Origin of the sequence: Streptomyces sp. SUK 48 (assembly GCF_009650765.1) — a bacterium.
Classification (GTDB): Bacteria; Actinomycetota; Actinomycetes; order Streptomycetales; family Streptomycetaceae; genus Streptomyces.
On sequence record NZ_CP045740.1, the window covers coordinates 7568380 to 7594992 of the forward strand.

Consider the following 26613-nt stretch of genomic DNA (forward strand, 5'->3'; position numbering starts at 1 on the left):
GGCCCCGGGCCGCCGTCCGGGCCGGACGTCAGGGTTTCGTCACCTGTCGTACCGCCTGTTCCGGACCTCTCGCGGCTTACGGTCGGGCCATGCGCGACCAAGACCGCCTCCCCACCTCACCGGGTTTCTGGCGCAGCCCGCTGCGCGGCCCGTGGTTCACCTCGGTGCTCGGCCTCGTCCTCCTCGTCGGCGTCACCGTGCTGTTCGTGACCGGCCTGGTGTCGTACGCCGCCTACAACCCGGGCCTGTCCCGGGTCAATGACACGACCCCGGACAAGGGATTCCTGGGCTTCTACCTCTTCGCGTGGCCGACCGGCCCGGTGTGGCTCTACCGCCTCACCCAGGGCGTCCATGTCACCCTGGGCATCACCCTGATCCCCGTCCTGCTGGCCAAGCTGTGGTCGGTGGTGCCGAGGCTGTTCACCCTGCCGCCGGCCCGCTCCGTCGCCCACGCGCTGGAACGGATCTCCCTGTTGCTGCTGGTCGGCGGCGGCCTGTTCGAGTTCACCACCGGCGTGCTCAACATCCAGCTGGCCTACGTCTTCCCGGGCTCCTTCTACCCGCTGCACTTCTACGGCGCCTGGGTGTTCTTCTCGGCCTTCGTCGCCCATGCCGCGCTGAAGACGCCCACCGCGCTGCGGACCGTACGACGGCGGCTGCGCGGCGAACCCGAGGAGGTGCCCGAGGAGCGACCCGAGGAGAGCGGCGTGCCCGGACCGGGCACCCTGGTCGCCCCGCGCCCCGACCGGCCCACCGTCTCCCGGCGCGGCGCCCTCGGGCTGGTCGGCGGCGGCTCGCTGCTGCTGTTCCTGACCACGGTCGGCCAGAGCCTCGGCGGACCCCTGCGCCGTACCGCCCTGCTCGCCCCGCACGGCACGGCCGATCCGAACGGCGGCCCCAACGGCTTCCAGATCAACAAGACCGCCGCGTACGCCGGGATCACCGCGGCCGACACCCACGAGGACGCCTGGCGGCTCGTCGTCACCGGCCGGACCGGCACCGTCCGCCTCAGCCGCGCCCAGCTGCTCGAACTCCCCTTGCACAGCGCCTCGTTGCCCATCGCCTGCGTGGAGGGCTGGTCGACCGCCGACCAGTGGTGGCGCGGGGTACGGCTGCGCGACCTCGCCGCGCTGGTCGGCCACGACGGTGATCCGCCGGACGTGCTCGTGGAGTCCCTGCAACGGCACGGCGCCTTCCGCCGGGCCGCCCTGCGCGCCAACCAGGTGGCCGATCCGCGCACCCTGCTCGCCCTGTATGTCAACGGCGAGGAACTCTCGCCCGATCACGGCCATCCGGCGCGGGTCATCGTGCCCGCCGCACCCGGTGTGCTCAACACCAAATGGGTGGCCCGGCTGACCTTCGGAGCCCTGTGATGATGCCCCGACGACTGCGCGTCGCGCTCGGCAGCCCCTTCCAACTGCTGCTGCTCGCCTGCTCGTTCGCGCTCGCCGCGTACGCCGGGATCAGGCTGCTGGCCGGTGACTGGTTCGCGGTGGCGCTGTGGATCGTGGGCGCCGCCCTGCTGCACGATCTGGTGCTGGTGCCCCTGTACGCGGCGGCCGACCGGGCGGTGATCCACGGCCTCGCGGCAGCCGGACGGCGCGCCTGGACCCCCTTCGTGCGGGTCCCGGCCGCGCTGTCCGCCCTGCTGCTCCTCGTCTGGTTCCCGCTGATCAGCGGCATGGCCGCCGAGCGCTACCGGTCGGCGACCGGTCTGTCCCCGGACGGCTTCCTCGCCCGCTGGCTGCTGATCAGCGCGGCGCTCTTCGGCGGCTCCGCCGCGCTGCTGGCGTGGCGGGTGCGCAGGGCGGCGAAGCACCGGCCGCCGGCGCCCCACTGAGCGACCCGCCGCAGCCCGGCCCCGCGGGCGTGGCGCAGCAGGGCCGGGGTGCCGAGCCGGGCCCACGGGAACGGGGTGCCGCGGGTGCCCGGCCCCGCGGTCACGTCCTCCGGGCCCGCGGTCATGTCGTCCGGGCCCGCGGTCATGTCGTCCGGGCCCGCGGTCATGTCGCCCGGGCCCGTGGTCACGTCGACCACCTCGACCTGGGCGCGTTCGTCGATGTCGACCGGCGCGGTCTCCGCGATCAGCAGGCCGCCCGGCCGCAGCAGCGCGGCCACCCGCCCCAGCAGCGCGACCGGGTCCCCGCCGATGCCGATGTTGCCGTCCATGAGCAGCACGGTGTCCCAGCGGCCCTCGCCGGGCAGCGCCTCGAACACCGAGCGGCGCAGCACCGGACCGCCGAGCCCGGTGGTGTGCGCGACCGCCGCGTCGCTGACATCGATGCCGAGCACGGTACGGCCCCGGGCGGCGAGTTCCGCCACCAGCCGGCCGGGGCCGCAGCCGACGTCCAGCACGGAGCCCTCGCAGCGGTCCAGCACCGCGAGGTCGACCAGGTCGGCCCGGCCGCACCAGCGCTCCACCTCCAGGGGCAGCAGCCAGCCGTCGGCGCGGCGCAGGAACAGCGGGCCCCGGCCGGTGCGCAGCGCGGTGGCGTACGGGTCGGCGGCGGCCCAGGCGACCGAGCCGCTCATCGGGGCAGCCCCGCGGCGCAGCGGGCCAGCCGGGCGGCGAACCGGCCGTGCGGAACCAGCTCGGCCACCGCCCGGGCGTCGGCGGCGACATCGACGTCCCGCAGCCGGGGCAGCTCCCGCACCCGCAGCCCGGCGGCGGTCAGCCGGGCCCGCTGCGCGGCCCCGGTGCCGGGCGTCGACATGGGCACGCCGCGCAGCAGCGCCGGGTCGGGCTCGGCCAGCCCCAGCGCCCAGAACCCGCCGTCCCGCGCCGGGCCGAACCACGCGTCGCAGTCCGCGAAGTCCACGGTCAGCAGTTCCGGCGTCACCTGCGGGGTGTCCATGCCGATCAGCAGCGCGGGTCCGGCGCAGTGCGCGAAGGCGTCCGCCAGCCGCTCGTCCAGGCCGCCCGCGCACTGCGGTACGACCTCGAAGCCGGGCGGCAGCCAGGCCCCCGGCGTCCCGTCCAGCACCAGGACCCGCCGGGAGGCGGGTGTCCGCGCCACCGTGTGCAGGGTGTCGGCGAGCGCCGCCTCGGCGAGCCCGGCCGCCTCCCTCGGGGTGAACGGCGGTGTCAGCCGGGTCTTGACCCTTCCGGGGCGGGGCTCCTTGGCGATCACGAGCAAGGTGGTCACTGTGCCGCCCTCTCCCGGGCCGGGGACGCGGTCAGCACCCGGCGCATGTCCCGCACCGCGTGCCAGGTACCGGCCCAGGTGCCCGTCACCTTGGACGTACCGGTGCGCGGGAGGTACGGCACGTCGTACTCGGCGACCCGCCAGCCCGCGTCGGCGGCCCGTACCACCATCTCCAGCGGGTACCCGCTGCGCCGGTCGGTGAGACCCAGCCCGAGCAGCGCCTCGCGCCGGGCGGCACGCAGGGGCCCCAGGTCGTGCAGCCGCAGACCGGTGCGGCGGCGCAGCATCCGCGCCAGCGCGAGGTTCCCGGCCCGGGCGTGCACCGGCCAGGTGCCCCGGGCCACCGGGCGCCGCCTGCCCAGCACCAGATCCGCCGTCCCCTCGTGGATGCGCTGGACGAAGGGCGCGAGCAGCGCCGGGTCCAGCGAGGCGTCGCAGTCGCAGAAGCACACGATGCCGGCCGTGGCCGCGGTCAGCCCGGCATGGCATGCGGCGCCGAAGCCGCGGCGCGGCTCGTCCACCACGGTCGCGCCCAGGGCCCGGGCGATCCGGGCCGAGCCGTCCCGGGAGCCGTTGTCGACGACGAGAGCCCGCCAGCCCGCCGGAATCCGGCCGAGCACCCAGGGCAGGGCCTCGGCCTCGTCCAGACAGGGCAGCACCACGTCGACGTCCGAAGAAGAGATCGTCATGGCTCTCACCCTACGAACGCGAACCGGGCATAACGGACTTCCGGTCCTTACGAAACGCGGACGCCGAACCCGCCGCCGTACCCGGGGACCGCGGGCGGTGGGACGCTTGAGGCATGCGATCGCCGTACGAGCCCCACCGGGCCGTCACCCCCGACGACCTGGCACGAGACCGGGACCTGGCACGAGACCGGGACCGAGACCCAGACCGGGACGGAGCCCGCGCCCGGGTCCTGGTCGTGGACGACGACCCCACCGTCGCCGAGGTGGTCGCCGGATACCTGGACCGGTCCGGTTACGCGGTGGACCGCGCCGACGACGGCCCGGCGGCGCTCACCCGCGCCCGCGCCCGGTGGCCCGACCTCGTCGTGCTCGACCTGATGCTGCCCGGCATGGACGGCCTGGAGGTGTGCCGGCGGCTGCGGGAGCACGGACCCGTGCCGGTCATCATGCTGACCGCCCGGGGCGACGAGGAGGACCGCGTCCTCGGCCTGGAGGTCGGCGCGGACGACTACGTCACCAAGCCCTTCAGCCCCCGGGAACTCGTCCTGCGCGTCGAGTCCGTGCTGCGCCGCAGCCGCCCCGCCGCCGACGGCGGCCACCGGCTGGCCGCGGCCGGTCTCTCGGTCGACCCGAACGCCCGCCGCGCCACCAAGAACGGCGGTGAACTGGCCCTCACCCTCAGGGAGTTCGACCTGCTCGCCTTCTTCCTGCGCCATCCCGGCCGCGCGTTCGGCCGGGAGGACCTGATGCGGGAGGTGTGGGGCTGGGACTTCGGAGACCTCTCGACGGTCACGGTGCATGTGCGCCGGCTGCGCGGCAAGATCGAGGACGACCCGGCCCGGCCCCGGCTGATCCAGACGGTGTGGGGCGTCGGTTACCGCTTCGAGCCCGGCGGGGCGGTGGACTGACCGTGCACGCCACCCTCCTCATCGCCCTCTACGCCTTCGCCGGCGCCGCCGCGACCGGTGTCGCCGGGGCCTGCGTCCTGCGGCTGATCCGGCGCCGCTCGCTCACCGCCTCCCTCGCCGTGGTCGCGGCCGTCGGAGTCGTCGCCATGCTCGCCGGCACGCTCGCGGTCGCCTGGGCGATGTTCCTGTCCCCGCACGACCTGTCCGTGGTCACCACCGTCGTCGCCATGGCGGCCGTGGTCTCCCTGGCGACCGCCCTGCTGATGGGTCGCTGGGTGGTCGCCCGCAGCCGTGAACTCGCCGTCGCGGCCCGCTCGTTCGGGGACGGCGGGGCCTTCGCCGCGCCGGACGGGCCCGCGACCGCCGAACTGGAGGACCTCAGCAGGGAGTTGGCCGCGACCAGCGCCCGGCTCGCCCAGTCCCGGGAGCGGGAGCGGGCGCTGGAGGCATCGCGGCGTGAGCTGGTCGCCTGGATCTCGCACGACCTGCGTACCCCGCTGGCCGGACTGCGGGCCATGGCGGAGGCCCTGGAGGACGGCGTGGCCGCCGACCCCGACCGCTATCTGAAGCAGATCCGCGCCGAGGTGGAACGCCTCAACGACATGGTCGGCGACCTCTTCGAACTCTCCCGGATACACGCGGGCACCCTCTCCCTGAGCCTCGCCCGGATCTCCCTGTACGACCTGGTCGGCGACGCGCTGGCCGGAGCCGACCCGCTGGCCAGGGAACACGGGGTGCGGCTGGTGGGGGAGCGGGTCGAGCCGGTGCCGGTGGAGGTCGACGGCAGGGAGATGAGCCGGGTGCTCGGCAATCTGCTCGTCAACGCCATCCGCCGCACGCCCGCCGACGGCACGGTCGCGATCGCCGCCGAGCGCACCGACACCGGTGTGGTGCTGTCCGTCACCGACGGCTGCGGGGGCATCCCGGAGGAGGATCTACCGCGGGTCTTCGAGACCGGCTGGCGCGGCACCGACGCCCGGACACCCCCGGCGGGCGCGGGACTCGGCCTCGCCATCGTCCGGGGCATCGTGGAGGCCCACCGGGGCCGGGCCACCGTCCGCAACATCCCCGGCGGCTGCCGTTTCGAGGTCACGCTGCCCACCGCGCGATGAGGTGAGGGAGTTCAGTCCGCGCTGAGCCCGGCCCGCGCGAACTCCCGCATGCCGTCCGCGAAATCGACCTGCGGCTTCCATCCCAGCGCGGCCCGCAGCCGGGCGGAGTCCGCGGTGATGTGCCGTACGTCCCCCAGCCGGTACTCCCCGGTGACCACCGGCTCCGGGCCGCCGCACGCCTCGGCGAGCGCCCGCGCCAGTTCGCCGACGGTACGGGGCTCGCCGCTGCCGGTGTTGTACGCGGTGAGCGCGCCCGGCGCGGACTCCGCTTCCAGCGCGGCCACGTTCGCCGCGGCCACGTCCCGCACATGCACGAAGTCCCGCCGCTGGCCGCCGTCCTCGAAGACCCGGGGCGCCTGTCCGCGGGCGAGCGCGGAGCGGAAGAAGGAGGCGACCCCGGCGTAGGGGGTGTCACGGGGCATCCGCGGACCGTACACGTTGTGGTAGCGCAGGGACACCGCCGTACCGCCCGCGGCCCGGGCCCAGGCGGCGGCCAGGTGCTCCTGGGCGAGCTTGGTCGCCGCGTACACGTTACGGGGGTCGGCCGGGGCGTCCTCCCCGACCAGGCCGGGGGACAGCTCCGCCCCGCACGCCGGGCACCGGGGCTCGAACCGGCCCGCGTCGAGGTCGGCGACGGCGCGCGGGCCCGGCCGGACGACGCCGTGGCGCGGGCAGGTGTACCGGCCCTCGCCGTAGACGACCATGGACCCGGCGACCACCAGACGTCCCACGCCCGCCTCTGCCATCGCCGCGAGCAGCACGGCCGTACCCAGGTCGTTGCGCGAGACGTACTCCGCGGCGTCGGCGACGCCGTCGCCGAGTCCGACCCTCGCCGCCTGATGGCATACGGCGTCCACCCCGGCCAGCGCCCGCGTCACCGCCGCCGCGTCCCGCACGTCCGCGCCCGGCTCCGTACGGACGTCGTACACCAGCGGCTCGTGGCCGCGCGCCCGCAGCGCCTCGACGACATGGGAACCGATGAAACCGGCACCGCCGGTGACCAATACGCGCATACGGCCACGCTAGACGCGCCCCGCGCCGCGCAGCCGGAACGCGCGGGTCACGTCACGGCTCCGTAAGACATGGGCGGGGGCTCAGCCGGTGCGGGGGCGAAGACGCCCGTGGCGTCCCGGAGCGGGCGACGGGCCCCGGTCCGGTGGACGTCCACCGGACCGGAGGCGCCGGTCAGCCGGTCGTCAGCAGGCGTCGTACGACATAGCCGGCGGAGTCCACGCCGGAGGCGCCGCCCTCGACCAGGGCCGCGACCGCGATGTGCGCGTTGTAGGCGGTCAGCCAGCCGTTGGTGTGGTCGCCCTCCTCGGCGGTGCCCGTCTTGGCGCCGACACCGGCGAGTCCGGCCAGGCGCGGCGCGGCGGTGCCACCGGTGGCGGTCGCGCGCATCATCGACCGGAGGTAGCCCGCGGTACGGGGCGTGATGGGCCGCGGCGCGTTCATCTGCTGCTGCCCCGGCACGATGACGGGCTGCCGGAAGCCGCCGGCCCGCACCGTCGCCGCCACCGACGCCATGAACAGCGGGGTGGCGGAGACCCGGCCCTGCCCGATGAACTGGGCGGCCTGGTCGCCGCCTTGGGCGTCCACCGGGATGCTCGGGTCGGTGGTGGCGACCCCGCCCCCGATGGACCAGCTGCCCATGCCGAAGACGCTCACCGCCTCGTCGTGCAGGGCGGAGGCGTCACCGTCGTGCACGAGGTAGTGGAAACCGTCCTTGATGAAGGAGGTGTTGCACGACACGGCGAACGCCCGCGCCAGATCGGATCCCGGATTCGCCTTCACCCCGGGGTCGTTGTGGAACGACTGGCTGTTGGCGGTCAGGGAGTCGGTGCACGGCGCCGGACTGGCCGGGGTCAGGCCCGCCTTGTCGAACAGGGCCGCCGACGTGATGATCTTCATCGTGGAGCCGGGGGACTTGATGCCGTTGATGGCGATGTCCCCGTCCGTGCCCGTGTGCGCGACCGCCAGGATGTGCCCGTTGCTCCAGTCGACGGCCACCGAACCCGCGGGCCTGCCCCCGAGATGCGCGTCCTTCACCGCCTGCTCGGCCGCCGTCTGGAGCCGCGTGTCGATGGTGGTCCTGATGACCGGCGCAGTGCCCTTCTTGAACGTCTTCAGCGTCTTCACGCCCGCCCCGTCGGAGTCCACGACGGCCACTCCGGTGCCGGGCCGGCCGCCGGTGGCCTCGCCGTTCTGCCGGATCGTGGCCGCGATGTCCCGCAGCGAGCCGAACCCCGACAGATCCGTCTTCCCGTCGGCGGCCACCACCTTGGCGTCGCTCGAACCCGCGGGCAGGGTGCCCGCGGTCAGCGACTGGTCGTCCCCGAGCCCCGGGTACAGCACCGAGTTGTTCCAGTGCACGGCCGTCGCGCCGTTGTCGCTCTTGCGCACGGCCACCGCGCTCGGGTAGCTCCAACTGCCGCCCGCCACCTGCGCGGTGACGGTGAAGGTGACCTTCGTCGCCCCGGCGGTCACGGTCGAAGGACCCGCCGAGAGAACGTTGTCGAACGTCACCTTCGCCAGATGCAGCCCGTCCTTGTACCGCCGCAGCGCCAGGGCGGCCGCGTCCGGCTCGTCGGTCCCGGCGGCCGCACCGCCGAGGTTCTGCCCGGCCCAGTGGTCCAGGAATGCCCGGGCCGACTTCACCGCCTCGGTTCCGGAGGGCGGCGTGGTCGAGGCCGCCGACGGATCAAAACCCGTGTCCTGCGCCCGGTCCCCGGCCCTGCCGCCGGTCAGCCCGTGCAGGAGGTTGTAGGTGCCTATTCCCCCAGAACGAGCAGGGCGGTGGACGTACCGGCGATGCCGATCTTCACAGCTCTGTTCATGCGCCGGATCGTATGTACGTTCCATGAAGTGACGAGACGGCTACGGCGGGATCGTTACCGGAATGTCAAGACGGACCGCTCAAAAATCCGGCGTGGGCGCACGTGCCGGCCCCGGCGGTGCCACCGTCCCCGGCCATCGGACGATTAAACCAGTCGATACTGGTGTAAAAGTGAGACTGATGGAACCAGCGCGCGAGAGCGACACCGCAGCCACGTCCGTGGGGTCGGCGGACCTCTTCGACGCGTCCACGGACGCGGCCGCGGTGATCGCGCAGGACGGTGCGGTGATGGGCTGGACCCGCGGCGCGCAGGCACTGCTCGGCTACTCCGCGCCGGAGATGGTCGGCACCTCCGCCGGGCGCCTGCTCGCCGGGCCCGGGGACCCCGCCCGGATCGGCGGCATCGCGGCCCGCTGCCGCGCCGGAAACGGCTGGAGCGGCATGATCCGGGTGCGGCACCGCGACGGCCGCCCGATCGACGTCCTGCTGCGGGTCTCGGCCGCCTTCCGCATGGCCGGCCGGGACTGCTTCCTGCTGTCGGCGCGCGAGGAGCGCGAGCGGTGGACGATCGCCCAGTCCGTCCTCGACGGCTTCCTCACCCGCTCACCGGTCGGCATGGCCGTCCTCGACCGCGACCTGCGCTACGTCTGGCTGAACGGCACCCTGGAACACCTCGGCGGGGTGCCCCGGGAGGAGCGGCTCGGCCGGCGCCTGAGCGAACTGCTGCCGGGGTTGCAGGGCGAGGCCCTGGAGAAGCTGATGCGCAAGGTGCTCGCCACCGGCGTGCCCGTCACCGACTACGAGTACGACGGCTGGAGCTGGGCCGACCCGCACCGCAGGCACGCCTACTCGGCGTCGTTCTTCCCCCTGGTGGACGCCGGCGACACCGTCACCGGCATCTGCTACATGGTCCTGGACGTCACCGAACGCTGGGCCGCCCGCCGGATCCTGTCCATGGTCAACGAGGCCGGCACCAGCATCGGCACCACCCTCGACGTGCTGCGCACGGCCGAGGAACTGGCCGACTTCGCCGTCCCGCGCTTCGCCGACTTCGTGGTCGTGGACCTGCTCGAACCCGTGGTCGGCAGCGAGAGCCACGAGGCGCTGCTCGGCGACGCCGGCCCGCCGCCCGCCCGGCCCGCGCTGCGCCGCGCCGCCCTGCGCTCGGTGCGCGAGGGCTGCCCCGAGGCCGTCTACCGGGTCGGCGAGCGGGTCGGGTTCCTCGGCCCGCCGCACGACGCCAGGACGCTCATCACGGGCGATCCGCTGTTCATCCCGGTCCTCGACGCGGATCAGGGCCCCTGGGTCGCCGCCGAGCCGCGGCGCGCCGACCGCATCCGCGAGTTCGGCATCCACTCGCTGATCTCCGTCCCCATGCGGGCCCGCGACACCACCCTCGGCCTCGCCACCTTCGCCCGTACGACCAACCCGGAGCCCTTCGGCTCCGACGACGTGCTGCTGGCCCGGGAACTGGTGGCACGGGCCGCGGTCTGCCTGGACAACGCCCGCCGCTACACCAGGGAGCACACGGCCGCCCTCACCCTCCAGCGCAGCCTGCTGCCCCCGGCCCTGACCGGCGGCACCGCGCTGGACGTGGCCTCCTCCTACCTCCCGGCCGACTCGGCGGGCGGCGTCGGCGGGGACTGGTTCGACGTGATCCCGCTGTCCGGGGCGCGGGTCGGGCTCGTCGTCGGCGATGTGGTCGGCCACGGGATCAGCGCCGCCGCGAGCATGGGACGGCTGCGCACCGCCGTACAGACCCTCGCCGACATGGAGCTGCCCCCGGACGAGCTCCTCGCCCATCTGGACGACCTCGTGCTGCGCCTCGGCGGCGAGGAGACCGTCTCCGGCGCCGACGCCCGGGGCACCGCCGCCCTCACCGGAGCGACCTGCCTCTACGCCGTGTACGACCCCGTCTCCCGGCGGTGCACCATGGCCCGCGCCGGCCATCCGCCGCCCGTCGTCGTCCCCCCGGACGGGCCCGCCTACTTCCCGGAGATCGCCGCGGGACCCCCGCTGGGCCTGGGCGGCATGGCCTTCGAGGCCACCGAGATCGAGCTGGCCGAGCACAGCCTGTTCGGCCTGTTCACCAACGGCCTCATCCAGGCATGCGACGACGTCGAGCGCGGCATGACCCGGCTCGCCGAGGCACTCGCCCGCCCCGAGCCGGACCTGGAGCGGCTGTGCGCCGCCGCCGTGCACGACCTCGTCCCCGGGCCGCAGCCCGACGACATCGCGCTGCTGCTGACCCGCACCCACGTCCTCGGCGCCGACCACGCCGTCTCCTGGGACGTCCCCGACGACCCGGCCGCCGTCGGCGAGATCCGCACCCTGGCCGCCCGCCAGGTCACCGAATGGGGCCTCGGGGAACTGGCCATGACGACGGAACTCCTGGTGAGCGAGCTGGTCACCAACGCGATCCGCTACGCCGCCCCGCCCATCCGGGTACGGCTCCTGCGCGACTCCCGGCTGACCTGCGAGGTCGCCGACGCCAGCAGCACCGCACCCCGCCTCAGGCACGCCCGCAGCACCGACGAGGGCGGCCGGGGACTGTTCCTCGTCGCCCAGATGTCACTGCGCTGGGGCGCCCGCTACACCGGCGAGGGGAAGATCATCTGGGCCGAGCAGAAGATCCCCGCCGAGCAGCAGCTCTCGGCGGACTACCGGATCCCCGACGACCGGGGAACCCCGTAGGGGACGGATGGCCCGGCCAGGACACTCACGGCCTGTCCACGGCGCGGATTCCGTCGTCGGCGAGCAGGCACGCCGCGAGCGCCGCCGTGTCGTCCTGGAGGTTGTCGCCGCTGTACTCCAGGAGATCGTGGTGCAGCCGTTCCAGCAGTTCGTGCGGGGGCAGCGGGCCGAAGGAGCGCAGGCGCCGCACCAGCGGGTAGAAGGTGCCGGACGCGTCCCGGGTCTCGGTCACGCCGTCCGTGTACAGCAGCAGCTGCTCGCCCGGTTCGAAGGGGTAGCTGTCGACGTGGTGCGGGTCCGGCAGCAGCACGCCGAGGTTGAGCGGGGGACCCGAACACCCGCTGTCCAGCTCCAGGACCTCCTCGGCACGGATCAGCAGCGGCGGCGGATGACCGCAGTTGACGACCCGGATGATCCGCCCGTCGGCCGGGATCTCGGCGAAGACCGCGGTCACGAACCGCTCGCCGATCTCGCTGCCGCCGAGGTGCTCGGCCCGGCGCGTCATGCTGCGCTCCATGCGCAGGGCCAGGGCGGCGAGATCGGGCTCGTCGTGCGCGGCCTCACGGAACGCGCCGAGCAGCGCCGCGGCCGTCTCCACCGCGAGCAGTCCCTTGCCGCGCACATCGCCGATGAGCAGCCGTACCCCGAACGCGGTGGGCACCGCTTCGTAGAGGTCGCCGCCGATGCGCGCCTCCGCGGCGGCGGACAGGTAGAGGCTCTCCAGGAGCAGATTGCCGATCCGCTGCGGAAGCGGTCGCAGCAGCACGCGCTGCGCGATCTCGGCCACGAACCGCACGTCGGCCAGGGTGCGTTCACGGCGGATGCGGTGCGCGGCGAGGATCGTGCCGAGCGCGCCGACCAGGGCCGTGCAGACGTAGTCGGCGACGTAGTGGCGGTCCCACAGATAGCCGACCGGGCGGCCCGCGCAGCACGGCGTGCCCGCCAGGACCGCCTCTATGACGACCGCGAAGACCGTGGCGCCCGCGACCGCGCGCGGCCCGTGTGCGAACGCGGCCACCAGTGGCAGGGCGACCAGCAGAAAGCTCACGGGCCAGTCGACGGGGGTGATCGGTTCGAGGATCAGTACGGCCGCGACGTAGAACACCGGGAGCCAGCGCATCCACCTCGGAGGCGCCGGCGCTCCGATGCGCGTGGCGGCACCGACCTCCGGCTGGCGACGTGGACTGCGCACACGGGACTCCTGTCACACGGGCTGGACGAAAATCCAGCCTGGTGTGCGGGTCCACGCCGCACCGGTGATTGCTCCACTCAGCGGCATGTTCCGGTACCCGGGGGCCAACGGGCCCTACCGGGGGGCCGGGACGCCCGGCCGGGGGAACGGATCACCAGTAGTGCCGGCGGCCTCCGACCGCGTGTCCCATCGAACCGAGGATCCACAGCACCGCGCCGACCACCAGAAGGATGATTCCGATGGTCCACAGAATGGATATCCCGGTGAGGAATCCGACGATGAGCAAGATGATGCCGAGGGCGATCATGGCCCGCCTCCTGTCGACGAACGTTCCTGGTGGACGGGTGCCCCGAAGTACGCCGAGTCATCATCCGGGATGCGAAATTCTGACCGGATATCTTTCGGGACGCCGTTTTCCCGGGAATCGCGGCTCAGTTCCCGGGCGCGCCCCGGCGCAGGCCGTCCATCACCAGGTCCAGCAGCCGGGTGGCGCGCGGGCGCCAGTCCTCGCGGGGGTCGAGCTGCCACAGGCCGGCGATGGCGAGCATGAAGTCGTCCGCGGTGACGCCGGGCCGGATGGTGCCGGCCTCCTCGTTGGCCCGCAGCAGGAGCGCGGCCGCGTCGGTCACCGGGGTGTGGGCGGGCTTGGCCGGACCGCCCGGCGCGCCGGTGACCTGCCGGATCGCGCCGGCCAGGCCGGCCTTGGTCATGGCGAACTCGGAGAGCCGGTCCATCCAGGCGCGCAGGGCCTGCGCGGGCGGCCGGGTGTCCAGCAACTGCGCCGCGCTGTCCGCGACATGCCCCATCTCATGGCGGTAGATCTCCAGGACCAGCGCGTCGCGGCCCGGGAAGTTGCGGTAGAAGGTCCCCTGGCCGACGCCCGCCTTGCGGGCGATGACGCTCAGCGGGACGTCCGGGCAGCGCGACAGCTCGGCCAGGGCCACCTCCAGGATGCGCTCCCGGTTGCGCTGCGCGTCCGAGCGCCGTGGTGAGTCCTTCATGTGTGGCACTCGTCCTCCCCGAGGGTCGTGGCCGAACCTCGCCCTTGCTAAGCGGACAGGTGTCCGTTACGTTTCCGGAGTAACGGACAGTTGTCCGGTTGACTCCACGATAGCCGCGGAGCCGTCGCCGCGGCACCCATCGGGCCGCCGCCCCCCACCACGGCGGTCCGCGTCGGCCCCTTCACCGCGATCCGGACCGGCTCCGCCGGTCACCCCTCCGCACACCAACGGCTCGGCATACAACGGTTCTGCACCCCCTGTGTTTCTGGAAATGCGAAAGAAGCTGCCATGGCCTCCTCGACGTCCAGTGTCATCACCCTGCACATCAACGGCGAGAAGTTCACACTGCCCGTCGACCACCGCACCACCCTGCTCGACGCGCTGCGTGAACGCCTCGCCCTGACCGGCACCAAGAAAGGCTGTGATCAAGGGCAATGCGGGGCCTGCACCGTCCTGGTGGACGGGCGCAGGACGGTCTCCTGTCTGCAACTGGCCGTGGCGGCCGAGGGGCGGGAGATCACCACGATCGAAGGCGTCGCGGAGGGGGACCGGCTGCATCCCGTGCAGCAGGCGTTCCTCGAACTCGACGGCTACCAGTGCGGTTACTGCACCCCGGGGCAGATCTGTTCGGCGATCGGGGTGCTCCGGGAACACGCGGCGGGCCTGCCGAGCGCCGTCACCGACGACATCCGGCCCGAGGCGGGACCGCCCCCGCTGACCGCCGAGGAGATCCGGGAGCGCATGAGCGGCAACCTGTGCCGGTGCGGCGCCTACGTCGCCATCGTCGAGGCCGTGGCCAGGGCGGCGGACGGCGCGCGCACCGGTACCGCGACCGAGTCCGAGGAGGCCATGGCATGAGGGAGTTCGACTACCGGCGGGCCACCGACGTCGCGGGCGCCGTCGCCCTGCTCGGCGCCGACCCGGACACCCGCTACCTCGGCGGCGGCACCAATCTCGTGGACCTGATGAAGACCGGCGTCGAGCGCCCCACCCGGCTGGTCGACATCCGTGAACTCCCGCTGGACCGGATCGAGTCCACGCGGGACGGCGGCCTGCGCATCGGCGCCACCGTCACCAACGCCGACCTCGCCGCCCACCCCGAGGTGCGCCGCCGCTACCCGGCGCTCGCCCAGGCCGTGCTGGCCGGTGCCTCCGGGCAGCTGCGCAACATGGCCACGGTCGGCGGGAATCTGCTCCAGCGCACCCGCTGCGGCTACTTCACCGATGTCACCCGGCCCTGCAACAAGCGGATTCCGGGCAGCGGTTGCCCCGCCGTCGAGGGCGAGCACCACAACCACGCGATCCTCGGCGCCTCCGAGCACTGCGTGGCCGTACACCCCTCGGACATGGCCGTCCCGCTCACCGCCTTCGACGCCGTCGTCCACTACGAGACCGCCGACGGGCCGGGCGAGTCGCCGCTCGCGGACTTCTATCTGCCGGTGGGCGAGACCCCGCACCTGGAGACCGTCCTGCCGTCCGGCGCGCTGATCACCGGTGTCGTCCTGCCGCCCGCGCCCGTCGCGGCCCGCTCCCGCTACCGCAAGGTGCGCGAGCGCGCCTCGTACGCGTTCGCCATCGGCTCCCTCGCGGCCGCGCTCGACGTCCGGGACGGAGTGGTGCACGAGGCGCGGCTGGCCCTCGGCGCCGTCGCCTCCCGGCCCTGGCGGGCCCGGGCCGCCGAAGAGGTGCTGACCGGGGCACCGGCCGTACCCGAGACCTACGCCGCCGCGGCCGAGGCCGAACTGGCCGCCGCCCGGCCGCTGCCGCACAACGGATACAAGGTGACCCTGATGCGCAACCTCGTCGTGGCCGTGCTCACCGAACTCGCCGAGGAGGCCACCCGATGACCACCGTCACCACCACCGGGACGGCCACCCGCGCGCCGTCCGTCGGCACCGCCCGCACCCGCGTGGAGGGCGTGGAGAAGGTCACCGGCACCGCGCGGTACGCGGGCGAGATCCCCTTCGCCGGCCTCGCCCACGGCTGGCTGGCCCTCTCCACGGTCGCCCGCGGCCGGATCAGTGCCCTCGACACCGACGCGGTGCTCGCCATGCCCGGCGTCCTCGCGGTCCTCGACCACCGCAACGCGCCGCGCCTGAACACCGACTTCGCCGGCCTGCTGGGCATGCGGCCCGACCCGACCTGCGCGGTCTTCCAGCACGACCAGGTGCCGCACCTGGGCTGGCCGGTGGCGCTCGTCGTGGCCGAGACCTCCGAACAGGCCCGGGAGGCGGCCGAGTCGCTCGTGGTGCACTACGAACCCGAGCCGCACACGACCGACTTCACCGCGGACACCCCCGACGCCTACCCGCTGGACGGGGTCATGCCGGCACTGACGGAGAAGGGCGACATCGAGGCCGAACTCGCCGCCTGTGCCGTGGTGTCGGACGCCGAGTACACCACCCCCGAAGAGCACCACAACCCGATGGAGCCGCACGCGGCCACCGCCCTGTGGGACGAGGGCCGCCTGGAGGTGGTCGACTCCAACCAGGGCGCCACCTGGGTCGGGGGCGACCTCGCCAATCTCTTCTCGATCGACCCGGCCGCCGTACGGGTGCGCTCCGAACACGTCGGCGGCGGCTTCGGCAGCAAGGGCGTGCGGGCCCACCAGGTGGCCGCCGCGATGGCCGCGAGCGTGCTGAAGCGCCCGGTGCGCGTGGTCATGACGCGGCGTCAGATGTTCACGCTGGCCGGTCACCGCAGCCCCACCGTCCAGCGGGTCAGGCTCGGCACCGACGCGGAGGGACGGCTGCGCGCCCTGGAGCACCGCGCCCTCAGCCACACGTCCACCGTCTACGAGTTCGTGGAGCCGAGCGCCGGGGTGGCGCGGGTGATGTACGACGCCGACGCCCACCGCACCGAGAACCGCGTGGTACGGCGCGACGTGCCGAGCCCGACCTTCATGCGTGCCCCGGGCGAGGCACCGGGCTCCTTCGCGCTGGAGTCCGCGCTGGACGAACTCGCCGTCGCCTGCGGGCTCGACCCGATCGAACTGCGGTTGCGCAACGACGCCGAGCGCGGGCCGGTCTCGGGCCTGCCGTTCGCGGGCCGGCGGCTCGCCGACTGCTTCGAGGAGGGCACCCGCAGGTTCGGCTGGGCCGGCCGCGACCCGCGCCCGGGCATCCGCCGGGACGGCCGCTGGCTGCTGGGCACCGGCACCGCCGCGGCCTCCTTCCAGGCGGGCGCGGCGCCCTCCACCGCGACCGCGACCGCCCACCCGGACGGCGGCTTCACCGTCCGGATCGCCGCCGCCGACATCGGCACCGGAGCCCGTACGGCCCTCACCCTGGTCGCCGCGGACGCGCTGGGCGTGGCACCCGAGCGGGTCCGGGTCCGCATCGGCGACAGCGCCTTCGGACCGGCGATGATCGCCGGCGGCTCCATGGGCACCCGCTCCTGGTCCTGGGCGGTCAAGCTCGCGGCCGAGGAACTGCGCGAGCGGCTCGCGCTCGGCGCCGACATCCCGGCCGACGGCATCACCGTACGCTCCGACACCACCGCGGCCATCGGCGCCCTCGCCGCCGCCGAACGGCACTCCTTCGGCGCGCAGTTCGCCGAGGTGGCCGTGGACGTCACCACCGGCGAGGTACGGGTGCGCCGGATGCTCGGCATCTTCGCGGCGGGCCGGATCATCAACCCGCTCACCGCGCGCAACCAGTTCCTCGGCGGCATGACCTGGGGCATCTCCATGGCCCTGCACGAGGAGGCGCTGCGCGACCGCGCCTCGGGCGGCCTCGTCGGCGCCGATCTCGCCGGGTATCACGTCGCGACCCACGCCGATGTCCCGCGCATCGAGGCCGACTGGATCGAGGACCCCAGCCCGGACGACCCGGTCGGCATCAAGGGCATCGGCGAGATCGGCATCGTGGGCGCCGCCGCGGCCGTGGCCAACGCCGTCTGGCACGCGACCGGCGCCCGCCACCGCGACCTGCCGATCAGTCCCCGGCGCGTCCTGATGGCGGGGGCGCCGGATGCTTGACCTGGCCACCGAGCTGACCCGATGGCTGGCCGAGGGGCGGGAGTTCGCGGTCGCCACCGTGGTGTCCGTCGGCGGCAGCGCCCCGCGCGATCCCGGCGCCGCCCTCGCGGTCGACCGCGCGGGCACCGTCATCGGATCGGTCTCCGGCGGCTGCGTCGAGGGCGCGGTCTACGAGCTGTGCCAGGAGGCCCTGGAGAGCGGCCGGAGCGTCGTCGAGCGGTTCGGGTACAGCGACGAGGACGCCTTCGCCGTGGGGCTGACCTGCGGCGGAGTGATCGATGTCCTGGTCGTGCCGGTGGGCGCGCAGGCGCCCGCCCGGCCGGTCCTCGCCGCGGCCCTCACGCTGGCCGCCGGGGGCGAGCCGGCGGCCCTCGCCCGGGTCGCCCGCGGCCCCGGCGAACTTCTGGGCCGGACCCTGCTGGTGCGGCCCGACGGCACCCACGAGGGCACGCTCGGCGGCCACGCGGACCTCGACCGGACGGCGGTGGCCGAGGCGAGCGCCCTGCTGGAGGCGGGCCGCACCGGGACGGTCGAGATCTCCGCGGACGGCTCGCACTGCCCCGGCGGCCTCACCCTGCTGGTCGAGTCCGATGTGCCGCCGCCCCGCATGATCATCTTCGGTGCGGTGGACTTCGCGTCGGCGCTGGCGCGGGCCGGGAAGTTCCTCGGCCACCAGGTGACCGTCTGCGACGCCCGTCCCGTCTTCGCCACCCCGGCCCGCTTCCCCGACGCCGACGAGGTGGTGGTCGACTGGCCGCACCGCTATCTGCGGCGCACCGCGACCGACGCGCGGACCGTGCTGTGCGTGCTCACCCATGACGCGAAGTTCGACGTACCGCTGCTCAAGGTGGCTCTCGGCATGCCGCTGGCGTTCGTCGGCGCGATGGGCTCCCGGCGCACCCACGAGGACCGGGCGCGGCGGCTGCGCGCGGAGGGCGTGAGCGAGCGCCAACTGGCCCGGCTGCGCTCGCCGATCGGCCTCGACCTGGGCGCGCGTACGCCCGAGGAGACCGCGCTGTCCATCGTGGCGGAGATCGTCGCCGCCCGGCGGGGCGGCAGCGGGACGCCGCTGACCGGTGGCCGGGCGCCGATCCACCGGGAGCGGCCGCCCGCCGTGGCGGCGGGCTTGTGAAGCGGGGACGGTGGGTAGCGGAGGACCAGGATATTCACCGTTCGATGAATTGCTGCTCCGGCGAAGGGCGGGACCGCGATGGACACGGTGGACGCGGCGAGCACGGGGGGCGCCGTCGAACGGACCATGTGCTGTGTGGTGGGCGGCGGCCCGGCGGGCATGGTGCTCGCCCTGCTGCTGGCCCGCTCCGGCGTGGCGGTGACGGTGCTGGAGAAACACGCTGATTTCCTGCGCGACTTCCGCGGCGACACCGTGCACCCCTCCACCCTGGCGCTGCTGGACGAACTGGGCCTGGCCGAGCGGTTCGCCCGGCTGCCGCAGCGCCGGGTGCGCACCGTGCGGCTGCCGGTCGACCCCGGCCGGCCGCAGGTCACCGTCGCGGACCTGTCGGTGCTGCGCGGCCCCTACAACTACGTGGCGATGGTGCCCCAGTGGGACCTCCTCGACCTGCTCGCCGACGAGGCCCGCCGCGAACCCTCCTTCCAGCTGCGGATGAACACGGAGGTCACCGGCTTCCTGACCGAGGCGGGACGGGTGACCGGGGTGCGCTACCGCACCGCCGACGGCCGCACCGGCGAACTGCGTGCCCTGCTCACCGTCGCCTGCGACGGCCGGGGCTCGCTCGCCCGCGCCCGGCGGGAGCTGGGGCCGCGCTCCTTCGACTGCCCGATGGACGCCTGGTGGTTCCGGCTGCCGCGCCGCGCGGGCGATCCGAACGGGCTGGTCGGCGGCGCCGGCGACCGCTTCCTCACCGCGATGATCGACCGCGGCGAGTACTGGCAGTGCGCCGCGCTCATCCCCAAGGGCACCGACGAGAGCCGTCGCGCCGCCGGACTCGACCGGTTCCGGGCCCAGTTCACCGCCGCCGTGCCCTGGCTCGGCGACCGCGCCGACGCCCTGCGCTCCTGGGACGAGGTCAAGCTCCTCGATGTACGCCTGGACCGGCTGCGCCGCTGGCACCGCCCCGGGCTGCTGTGCATCGGCGACGCGGCCCATGCCATGTCCCCGGTCTTCGGGATCGGCATCAACCTCGCGGTCCAGGACGCCGTGGCCACCGCCCGCCGCCTCGCCGGACCGCTGCGCCGGGGTGCGGTGGGCGAGCGCGAGCTGCGCGGGGTGCAGCGTCGGCGCCGGCCCACCACGGTGGCCACCCAGACGCTCCAGCGGCTGGCCCACGCCCGCCTCATCCGCCCCGTGCTGGAGGGCCGGCCCCCGCTCGGCAACGCGGACCGGGCCCGGCGCGTCGCCCATCTGCTGGCCGGCTCCCGGCGGTTGCGCAGGCTGCCCGCCTACTTCATCGCGTACGGCGCCCGGCGCGAGCGGCCACCCGCGGCGGCGGTCCGCAAGGGCGCCCGAGCCGGTGCGGGGGGTCCGGGCGAGGCGTCGTAGAAGCGGGGAAAACCTACTGACGGGGTGTCGTCCGGACAGGAAATTCCCAGTGGATGGACAGGTAACCGCGGGTAAGCGGGGTAATCCATAACGATCTTGGCGCAGACCTTGCGCAAGGGACGAACACCCCTAGCCTCCCCCCATGGCTTTTCTTTCAAGTCGCCGCAGGAGAACGCGTCTGGCCCCGGAGCTGGACGACCAGGAGCTGGGCAGACTTCTCAAGTCCCTGCGGGCGACGACCCGGACGGGCACGATCGCGACGACCGACCTCTGCGCGGCGCAGATCACCCGCCTGCTCGACCAGGACCCGGGTGACTGGGACCGCCGTACCCACCGCATGGACGTCCTGGCGGACTTCCTGACGGCGTCGCACCTGCCGCGCTCCTGGGCCGCGCGCGAACCGCGCAAGGCCGACGCGCTGGTGCTGCACGCCTGGACCCTGGTCGCCGACGCCCGCGCCCAGGGCCGCCCGGAGGACGCCGCCGAGGCCACCGACATCTGTCTGCGGGCCGCCGAGATCGCCCCCGACGACCCCACCCCCTGGATCGCCCTGCTGGCCGTGGCCCGCCTCCAGCGCTGGGCGCAGCCCCAGGCGTTCGGCGTGTGGAACGAGGTGCTCGCCCGCGACCGCTGGAACCGCGAGGCATACCTGTGCATGCTCGGCTACCTCAGCCCCGAGGAGGGCGGCTCGCGCATCCAGGTCCTGGAGTTCGTGGACACCCTGTCCGCCCGGATGCCGGCGAACGCCCCCTGCGCGGGTGTCGAACTCACCGCCCAGGTCCTCCAGTACCACTCCGTCCTCGGCCGCGGCGGCTTCGAGGCGCTGGTGGCCCGCAACCACTGGTCCCACGCCATGGCCGCCCAGGCCCTCGACCGCGTGGCCCACACCTGGCCCCAGCCGGGATTCCTCCGCCACGCCAGGGCGCTCGCCGATCTCAATCTGCTCGCCTACGCCCTGATGGCCGCCGACCGCCGTCGCGACGCCGCGCCCGTCTTCGAGGCCCTCGGCGGCGTCGTCACCTCCTGGCCCTGGAACCTCGGCGGCGAGGCCCTCGCCGAGTACGACCAGGCGCAGCGCAGGGCCACCGTCGGTCTGTGACGGCGCCGCTGTCGGCCTGGGGCGGCGTCACCGTCGGCCGGTGACGACGGAGCGCCGGGACCCGCTTCCGGGGGCTCGCCGGTGCCGGAATATCGGGGGTGGGGGTCCCGTTGACGTGACCTGATTGGCATGCCCGGAACACAGAGCCCGACCAGGGCGAGCGAGGGCCGGGCGGAAAGGCATCTCATGGCACGCAGCACCGCGCGTCCCGTCGTCAGGCTGAGGTCGACGGCCGGGACCGGCGTCACCTACGTGACGCGCAAGAACCGTCTCAACGACCCCGACCGCCTCGTGCTGCGCAAGTACGACCCGGTCGCCGGGGCGCACGTCGCGTTCCGCGAGGAGCGCTGAGCCCACGGGGGCGACCCCGTGACCCCGGACTCTCCGATGATCGACCGGCCCGGTTCCGCGTGCGGCGGCACCGGGCCGGCCGCCGTCCGGGGCCGCGCCGGCCCGCTGCGATGCCCTGTGATGTCCCCCACCCACCCTTGTCGTGGCGTGCAAGGGCTACCTAAGTTCGTATGTATGTCCGCTTATGACCCCACCCCGTCCGCCCAGCCGGTCGAGTTCTCCGTCGACCTCACCGCCCACGAAATGCTCCGGCGTGCCCACGTCATGGACGCCGTCGGCCCCACGTGGGACCCCGTCAAGGCGCTGCGGGACGAGGACGCGGCCCGGGACCTGCTCTACTCCGGCCTCGACGAGGAGCAGCAGCGCATCTACGACGAGCTGGTCGCCGCCGGTGTGCTGCCCCGGCGCGGAGACGGCCGTGCTGCCGCTTGATCCGCAGGCGGACATCGGTAGGCGCGCCTGGGTGACCTGCCCGAACTGCTCGGACCACCAGGACTGCGCCACCTGCGGGGAACGCCGCAGGTGCACCCGGCACTGGCGCTATCTGCTGTCGAACACCGGCAGCACGCTCCACCTCCAGTGCCCGACCTGCACCCACGTCTGGGACCACGAGACGGGCTTCGGCGCGAGCCGCGGCCGCCCGAACCGGGCGTCGGACGACCGCTGAGCCCTGCCTGACCGAGGGCGCCCGGTCTCAGGCCGCGCGCGTGAACAGCGGCAGGTAGCCGAGGATCTGCCCGTTGGCGTTCGGGTGGTACGACTCGGTGAGGTCCAGCACCTCGACGCTGCGCAGCCACGGCCCCGCCGAACAGATCTCGTGCCCGTCGAACGCGGTCCGGGCGTCCGCGAACGCGAACCCGTGACCGGTCGCATGCCGGGCGATCACGCCGTCGAGGTGGTCGATGGCCGCGTTGAGCGCCGCCCGCTCCGAGTCCTCCAGGCCCCGCGAGCAGGAGCCGTGGAGCTGGTAGAAGTGCGGATAGCCGAGCACCACGACGCGGGCGCCCGGCGCCTTGCCCCTGATCGCCGAGTAGAGCCGGTCCAGATTCGCGGGCAGCGTCTTGTCGACGTAGGCGCGCGCGGTGTCGACGGCGCCGAGGCACGCCTTGGTGCCGGGCAGCGCGCAGAGCCCCATCACCTTGGCCCAGCTCGCGTCACTGCCGCCGACGGTGACGCTGACCAGGTTGGTACGGCCGCTCAGCGCCCCCAGCTGCTTGTCCAGCACGTCCCCGGTCTTGGCGCCGTTGCAGGCGGCGAAGGCGAAGGACGAGGCGTGCGTCGAGGCCCACAGCGCGGGGTACGCCCGGCTGCTGCGCAGACAGCTCGCGCCCTCGGGGAGGTAGTCGCCGGCGCCGACACCGGCCGAGTAGGAGTCCCCGAGCGCCACGTAGTCCAGGGCCGAGCGGTTCGGCGCCGCCGGCGCGCTGGCGGGACCGGCGAGGGTGCAGGCGCCCGCGAGGGACACGGCGGCGGCCCAGGACTGGATGCGGAACGGTCTCATGCCCCGTTTATCGCGGACCCCCGACGCCCCCGCCTCGTCACGGTCCGCGACGTTGACAATCCGCTCCGTCGATGCCCCAATGGCCGGAACTCGGGGCAAAAGGCATCGGGCGCGACGCCGCCGGGCCGCCGCCCCGCCCGGTGTTCACCCGGACGGACGTCACCCGCACGGGCGAACGGAAACAGAAAGGGCAAGGAGTGCGTACTCCTTGCCACTCTCAACTTATAGCGGGTGGGGGGCCTTGCGGCAAGGCCCCCGTCATGCCGCACAATCTCCGCTCTGGACGGCGAACCGCAGGTGGGACGCCTGGTGTGGGTGAGGGGTTTCATGATCGACGTGATCATCGCGGGCGGCGGCCCGACCGGTCTGATGCTGGCCGCCGAGCTACGGCTGCACGGCGTCCGCACCGTCGTGCTGGAGAAGGAGACCGAGCCCACCCCGATCGTCCGGGCGCTCGGGCTGCACGCGCGCAGCATCGAGGTGCTGGACCAGCGCGGCCTGCTGGATCGCTTCCTCGCCCAGGGCAAGAAGTACCCGCTCGGCGGCTTCTTCGCGGGCATCCGCAAGCCGTCCCCGACCGGCCTGGACACCGCGCACGGGTACGTCCTCGGCATCCCGCAGCCCGTCACCGACCGCCTGCTCGCCGAGCACGCCACGGAGCTGGGCGCCGAGATCCGCCGGGGCGCCGAGGTGACCGGGCTGCGACAGGACGAGGACGGGGTGAGCGTCGAGCTGGCCGACGGCACCCGGCTGCGCTCGCGCTACCTCGTCGGCTGCGACGGCGGCCGCAGCACGGTGCGCAAGCTGCTCGCCGTCGCTTTCCCCGGCGAGCCCTCCCGCGTCGACACCCTGCTCGGCGAGGCACGGCTGACCGCCTCGCCCGAGGAGGTGGACGCCGTGGTGACCGAGATCCGCAAGACCCAGCTGCGGTTCGGCGCCGGGCCCCTCGGTGACGGGATGTACCGGGTCGTCGTACCGGCCGACGGCGTCGCCGAGGACCGCACGGCCCCGCCGACCCTGGACGAGGTACGACGGCAGATGAGGGCCGTCGCCGGCACCGACTTCGGCATCCACGCCCCGCGCTGGCTCTCCCGGTTCGGCGACGGCACCCGGCAGGCCGAGCGCTACCGGGACGGGCGCGTCCTGCTGGCCGGTGACGCGGCGCACGTGCACCCGCCGATGGGCGGACAGGGGCTCAACCTCGGCGTCCAGGACGCGTTCAACCTGGGCTGGAAACTGGCCGCCGAGATCGCCGGCTGGGCACCGCGGGGACTGCTCGACAGCTACGAGCGCGAACGCCACCCCGTCGCCGCCGACGTGCTCGACAACACCCGGGCCCAGATGGAACTGGTCTCCCTCGAACCGGGGGCCCAGGCGGTGCGCCGACTGCTCGCGGAACTCATGGACTTCGAGGAGGTGAACCGCCGTCTGACCGAGAAGATCATCGCCACCGGCATCCGCTACGACCTCGGCGACGGCCACGAACTCCTCGGCCGCCGCCTCCCGGACCTGCCCCTGAAGCAGGGACGCCTCTACGAGCTGCTGCACCGGGGCCGGGGCCTGCTGCTCGACCGTACCGGCCGCCTCTCGGTGTCCGGCTGGGCCGACCGGATCGACCACGTCGTCGACGGCAGCGACCAACTGGACGTCCCCGCCGTGCTCCTGCGGCCCGACGGCCATGTGGCCTGGGCGGGCGAGGACCCGTCCGACCTCGCCGAACGGCTGCCGAGGTGGTTCGGCGCACCCGGCTCGCCCCGCTAGGGCCTGTCGTCGGGATCAGGCCGGATCAGGGCGCGGGGTCCGGTCCCCGCAAGGGGGTTCCGCAGGGCGGCGGCCCGGCTGCGCTCGCGCGCGCCCGGGCCGCCGCCCCCCCCGTGTCAGACGGCGCTGTCCTCGGCGGTCCGGAAGTAGTGGCCCTCCTCCAGGTCGGCGACGAGGCTCGGTCCGGTCGGGTCCCAGTCGAGCAGGGCGCGGGTGGCGGTGTTCGACGCGGGGGCGTCGAGGCCGACGAAGCCGCTCAGCCAGCCGAAGTGCCCGGCCAGGTCCTCGGCGGCCACCGACGCCGTCGGCAGCTTCAGCTGGCGGCCGATCACCTCGGCGATCTCGCGGAGCGGCACACCCTCCTCGGCGACGCCGTGCAGCACCGTGCCTGCCGGGGCCTTCTCGAGCGCGAGCCGGAACAGCCGCGCCGCGTCCAGCCGGTGGACGGCCGGCCAGCGGTTGGCGCCCGCACCGGGATAGCCGGAGACGCCCTTCTCGCGCGCGGTGCCGATCAGCGAGGTCATGAAGCCGTTGTCCCCGTCGCCATGGCAGGTGGGGGAGAGCCGTACCACGGACGACCGCACGCCGCGCTCCGCACTCGCGAGGACGGCCTGTGCGGTGACGGCACGCATCAGGATCGGCGAGCCGCCCTCGACCACCGGCACGTCCTGCTCCGTCGCCACCCGCCCCGGCTTGAGCCCGGCCAGCCCGGAGGCGAGCACGAACGGGCGGTCGCTGCCGGCGAGCGCCTCGATGAGCACGTCGACGGCCCTGCGGTCGGCCTCCGCGGCGCTCTGGAAGCTGACGGAGAAGGCCACGTCGTGCTTGAAGGCGAGGTGGATCACCCCGTCCGCGCCGGCGGCCGCGGCACGCAGTACGTCCAAATCGTCCAGGCTGCCCCGGACGACCTGGGCGCCGGCCGCGGTCAGCGCCTCGGCGGAGGCGTCGGAACGGGCCAGGCCGACGACCTGATGGCCCGCGCCGATGAGCTCCGGAACGACGGCCGAACCGATCCAGCCCGATGCCCCGGTCACGAAAACACGCATGAGAGATCCCCAGACAGTGCGATGTCAGTTACTGACATCAACGCTAGCACTGATGTCAGTCGCTGTCATCGCTGTAGGATGTGGACCATGGGCAGATGGGAGCCGAACGCGCGCGAGCGCCTGGCGAAGGCGGCGCTGGACCTGTACGGCGAGCGTGGGTACGAGCAGACCACCGTGGCGGAGATCGCCAGGAGCGCGGGACTCACCGAGCGCACGTTCTTCCGGCACTACGCCGACAAGCGTGAGGTGCTGTTCTCCGGCGCGATCGAACTCGAGCAGCTGTTGACGCGGGCGGTCGCCGACGCCCCGCCGTCCGCCGCACCCATCGACGCGGTGGCGTCGGGCCTGGACGCGATCTGTGCGGAGTTCGAGGAACGGCGTGACTTCGCGCGCAAGCGCCAGGCCGTGATCTGGGCGACCGCGGAACTCCGTGAGCGCGAACTGATCAAACTCGCCTCCCTCGCCGCCGCCTTCACCGAGGCCCTCCGCGCTCGCGGTGTCCCGCCCTCGGCCGCCGGCCTCACCGCCGAGGCCGGTGTCGCCGTCTTCAAGGTGGCCTTCGAACGCTGGATCGCCGCCGACGAGAGGCGCTCGCTCACCCGGCTCGCGCGGGAGTCGCTCGACGAACTCAGGACCGTCGCCATGGGCGGCCACACTCCGATGAATGAGGTGTGACGGGTGGGGTAGGCGCCCCCACCGGCCGGTCGAGCGGCAAAGTCGGGCAATCCGTTACATGGTGCCCGGGGCTCGTCACCGGCCGTACAGGAAGGAGAAGAA

25 protein-coding genes are annotated in these 26613 nt (G+C 73.9%); 15 read left to right on the plus strand and 10 right to left on the minus strand.

Annotated features, from left to right (window positions below; translation table 11 throughout):
- The first annotated feature begins 89 nt into the window (after positions 1-89).
- Positions 90-1373, plus strand: a complete 1284-nt coding sequence (locus GHR20_RS33610; protein ID WP_194859059.1) for a molybdopterin-dependent oxidoreductase — start codon at positions 90-92, stop codon at positions 1371-1373.
- Between the two features lie 322 nt (positions 1374-1695).
- Here the strand turns inward: GHR20_RS33610 and GHR20_RS33615 are convergent, their stop codons facing one another.
- Genes GHR20_RS33615 through GHR20_RS33625 form a run of 3 tightly spaced genes read right to left on the minus strand, consistent with a single transcriptional unit; the run spans position 1696 to position 3835 of the window.
- Positions 1696-2532, minus strand: a complete 837-nt coding sequence (locus GHR20_RS33615) for a class I SAM-dependent methyltransferase (protein ID WP_153815334.1) — start codon at positions 2530-2532, stop codon at positions 1696-1698.
- The gene (locus GHR20_RS33620) at positions 2529-3146 is read right to left on the minus strand and encodes a DUF2064 domain-containing protein (RefSeq protein WP_153815335.1); all 618 of its coding nucleotides are present in this window, start codon (positions 3144-3146) and stop codon (positions 2529-2531) included. The genes GHR20_RS33615 and GHR20_RS33620 overlap by 4 nt, the downstream gene beginning before the upstream one ends.
- Positions 3143-3835 carry a glycosyltransferase family 2 protein gene (locus GHR20_RS33625; RefSeq protein ID WP_194859060.1) on the minus strand — a complete coding sequence of 231 codons (693 nt, stop codon included), beginning with the start codon at positions 3833-3835 and terminating at the stop codon, positions 3143-3145. The genes GHR20_RS33620 and GHR20_RS33625 overlap by 4 nt, the downstream gene beginning before the upstream one ends.
- 113 nt (positions 3836-3948) lie before the next feature.
- Here GHR20_RS33625 and GHR20_RS33630 point away from each other — a divergent pair, with 113 nt between their 5' ends.
- Positions 3949-4743 (plus strand): response regulator transcription factor, encoded by a 795-nt coding sequence (locus GHR20_RS33630; RefSeq protein WP_241670806.1) that lies wholly within the window; start codon positions 3949-3951, stop codon positions 4741-4743.
- Between the two features lie 2 nt (positions 4744-4745).
- A complete protein-coding gene (locus tag GHR20_RS33635) occupies positions 4746-5855 on the plus strand; it encodes a HAMP domain-containing sensor histidine kinase (protein ID WP_153815337.1) in 1110 nt (369 codons plus the stop codon).
- Positions 5856-5866: 11 nt separating this feature from the next.
- On the opposite strand, the gene GHR20_RS33640 is transcribed toward GHR20_RS33635, so the two are convergent.
- Positions 5867-6868, minus strand: coding sequence for an NAD-dependent epimerase/dehydratase family protein (locus GHR20_RS33640; RefSeq protein WP_153815338.1), 1002 nt, complete (start codon positions 6866-6868; stop codon positions 5867-5869).
- A 172-nt stretch (positions 6869-7040) separates the two neighbouring features.
- Positions 7041-8513 carry a penicillin-binding transpeptidase domain-containing protein gene (locus tag GHR20_RS33645; RefSeq protein ID WP_243878203.1) on the minus strand — a complete coding sequence of 491 codons (1473 nt, stop codon included), beginning with the start codon at positions 8511-8513 and terminating at the stop codon, positions 7041-7043.
- A gap of 358 nt (positions 8514-8871) precedes the next feature.
- Between GHR20_RS33645 and GHR20_RS33650 the strand changes: the two genes are divergently transcribed.
- The gene (locus GHR20_RS33650; RefSeq protein ID WP_153815339.1) at positions 8872-11385 is read left to right on the plus strand and encodes a SpoIIE family protein phosphatase; all 2514 of its coding nucleotides are present in this window, start codon (positions 8872-8874) and stop codon (positions 11383-11385) included.
- Between the two features lie 25 nt (positions 11386-11410).
- Here the strand turns inward: GHR20_RS33650 and GHR20_RS33655 are convergent, their stop codons facing one another.
- The 3 genes from GHR20_RS33655 to GHR20_RS33660 all read right to left on the minus strand — a co-directional run bounded on the left by GHR20_RS33655 (position 11411) and on the right by GHR20_RS33660 (position 13587).
- Positions 11411-12577, minus strand: a complete 1167-nt coding sequence (locus GHR20_RS33655; RefSeq protein WP_243878204.1) for a PP2C family protein-serine/threonine phosphatase — start codon at positions 12575-12577, stop codon at positions 11411-11413.
- A 151-nt stretch (positions 12578-12728) separates the two neighbouring features.
- Positions 12729-12884: a DUF6131 family protein gene (locus GHR20_RS36980; protein WP_146609769.1), complete on the minus strand. Its 156-nt coding sequence runs from the start codon at positions 12882-12884 to the stop codon at positions 12729-12731.
- A gap of 124 nt (positions 12885-13008) precedes the next feature.
- A complete protein-coding gene (locus tag GHR20_RS33660) occupies positions 13009-13587 on the minus strand; it encodes a TetR/AcrR family transcriptional regulator (protein ID WP_153815341.1) in 579 nt (192 codons plus the stop codon).
- A gap of 279 nt (positions 13588-13866) precedes the next feature.
- Here GHR20_RS33660 and GHR20_RS33665 point away from each other — a divergent pair, with 279 nt between their 5' ends.
- The 9 genes from GHR20_RS33665 (at position 13867) to GHR20_RS33705 (ending at position 22195) form a co-directional block, all read left to right on the plus strand.
- A complete protein-coding gene (locus GHR20_RS33665; protein ID WP_153815342.1) occupies positions 13867-14436 on the plus strand; it encodes a 2Fe-2S iron-sulfur cluster-binding protein in 570 nt (189 codons plus the stop codon).
- Positions 14433-15425 (plus strand): xanthine dehydrogenase family protein subunit M, encoded by a 993-nt coding sequence (locus GHR20_RS33670; protein ID WP_153815343.1) that lies wholly within the window; start codon positions 14433-14435, stop codon positions 15423-15425. The genes GHR20_RS33665 and GHR20_RS33670 overlap by 4 nt, the downstream gene beginning before the upstream one ends.
- Positions 15422-17557, plus strand: a complete 2136-nt coding sequence (locus GHR20_RS33675; RefSeq protein WP_153815344.1) for a xanthine dehydrogenase family protein molybdopterin-binding subunit — start codon at positions 15422-15424, stop codon at positions 17555-17557. Before GHR20_RS33670 ends, GHR20_RS33675 begins: the two co-directional genes overlap by 4 nt.
- Positions 17550-18689, plus strand: a complete 1140-nt coding sequence (locus tag GHR20_RS33680; protein ID WP_153815345.1) for an XdhC/CoxI family protein — start codon at positions 17550-17552, stop codon at positions 18687-18689. Before GHR20_RS33675 ends, GHR20_RS33680 begins: the two co-directional genes overlap by 8 nt.
- A gap of 78 nt (positions 18690-18767) precedes the next feature.
- Positions 18768-20078 (plus strand): FAD-dependent oxidoreductase, encoded by a 1311-nt coding sequence (locus GHR20_RS33685; protein ID WP_153815346.1) that lies wholly within the window; start codon positions 18768-18770, stop codon positions 20076-20078.
- Between the two features lie 142 nt (positions 20079-20220).
- Positions 20221-21177 carry a hypothetical protein gene (locus GHR20_RS33690; RefSeq protein WP_153815347.1) on the plus strand — a complete coding sequence of 319 codons (957 nt, stop codon included), beginning with the start codon at positions 20221-20223 and terminating at the stop codon, positions 21175-21177.
- 186 nt (positions 21178-21363) lie between these two features.
- Positions 21364-21528 (plus strand): 50S ribosomal protein L33, encoded by a 165-nt coding sequence (rpmG, locus tag GHR20_RS33695; RefSeq protein WP_153815348.1) that lies wholly within the window; start codon positions 21364-21366, stop codon positions 21526-21528.
- Positions 21529-21702: 174 nt separating this feature from the next.
- The gene (locus GHR20_RS33700) at positions 21703-21960 is read left to right on the plus strand and encodes a DUF6400 family protein (protein ID WP_153815349.1); all 258 of its coding nucleotides are present in this window, start codon (positions 21703-21705) and stop codon (positions 21958-21960) included.
- Positions 21947-22195: a hypothetical protein gene (locus tag GHR20_RS33705; protein ID WP_148025792.1), complete on the plus strand. Its 249-nt coding sequence runs from the start codon at positions 21947-21949 to the stop codon at positions 22193-22195. The genes GHR20_RS33700 and GHR20_RS33705 overlap by 14 nt, the downstream gene beginning before the upstream one ends.
- Before the next feature lie 27 nt (positions 22196-22222).
- On the opposite strand, the gene GHR20_RS33710 is transcribed toward GHR20_RS33705, so the two are convergent.
- Positions 22223-23029, minus strand: a complete 807-nt coding sequence (locus GHR20_RS33710; RefSeq protein ID WP_153815350.1) for an SGNH/GDSL hydrolase family protein — start codon at positions 23027-23029, stop codon at positions 22223-22225.
- 327 nt (positions 23030-23356) lie between these two features.
- Here GHR20_RS33710 and rox point away from each other — a divergent pair, with 327 nt between their 5' ends.
- Positions 23357-24790 carry a rifampin monooxygenase gene (rox, locus tag GHR20_RS33715; protein ID WP_153815351.1) on the plus strand — a complete coding sequence of 478 codons (1434 nt, stop codon included), beginning with the start codon at positions 23357-23359 and terminating at the stop codon, positions 24788-24790.
- Between the two features lie 116 nt (positions 24791-24906).
- Here rox and GHR20_RS33720 read toward each other — a convergent pair whose 3' ends face one another.
- The gene (locus tag GHR20_RS33720; RefSeq protein WP_153815352.1) at positions 24907-25836 is read right to left on the minus strand and encodes an SDR family oxidoreductase; all 930 of its coding nucleotides are present in this window, start codon (positions 25834-25836) and stop codon (positions 24907-24909) included.
- Between the two features lie 87 nt (positions 25837-25923).
- On the opposite strand from GHR20_RS33720, the gene GHR20_RS33725 reads away from it, so the two are divergent.
- Positions 25924-26511 (plus strand): TetR/AcrR family transcriptional regulator, encoded by a 588-nt coding sequence (locus GHR20_RS33725; protein WP_153815353.1) that lies wholly within the window; start codon positions 25924-25926, stop codon positions 26509-26511.
- Positions 26512-26613: the final 102 nt, after the last annotated feature.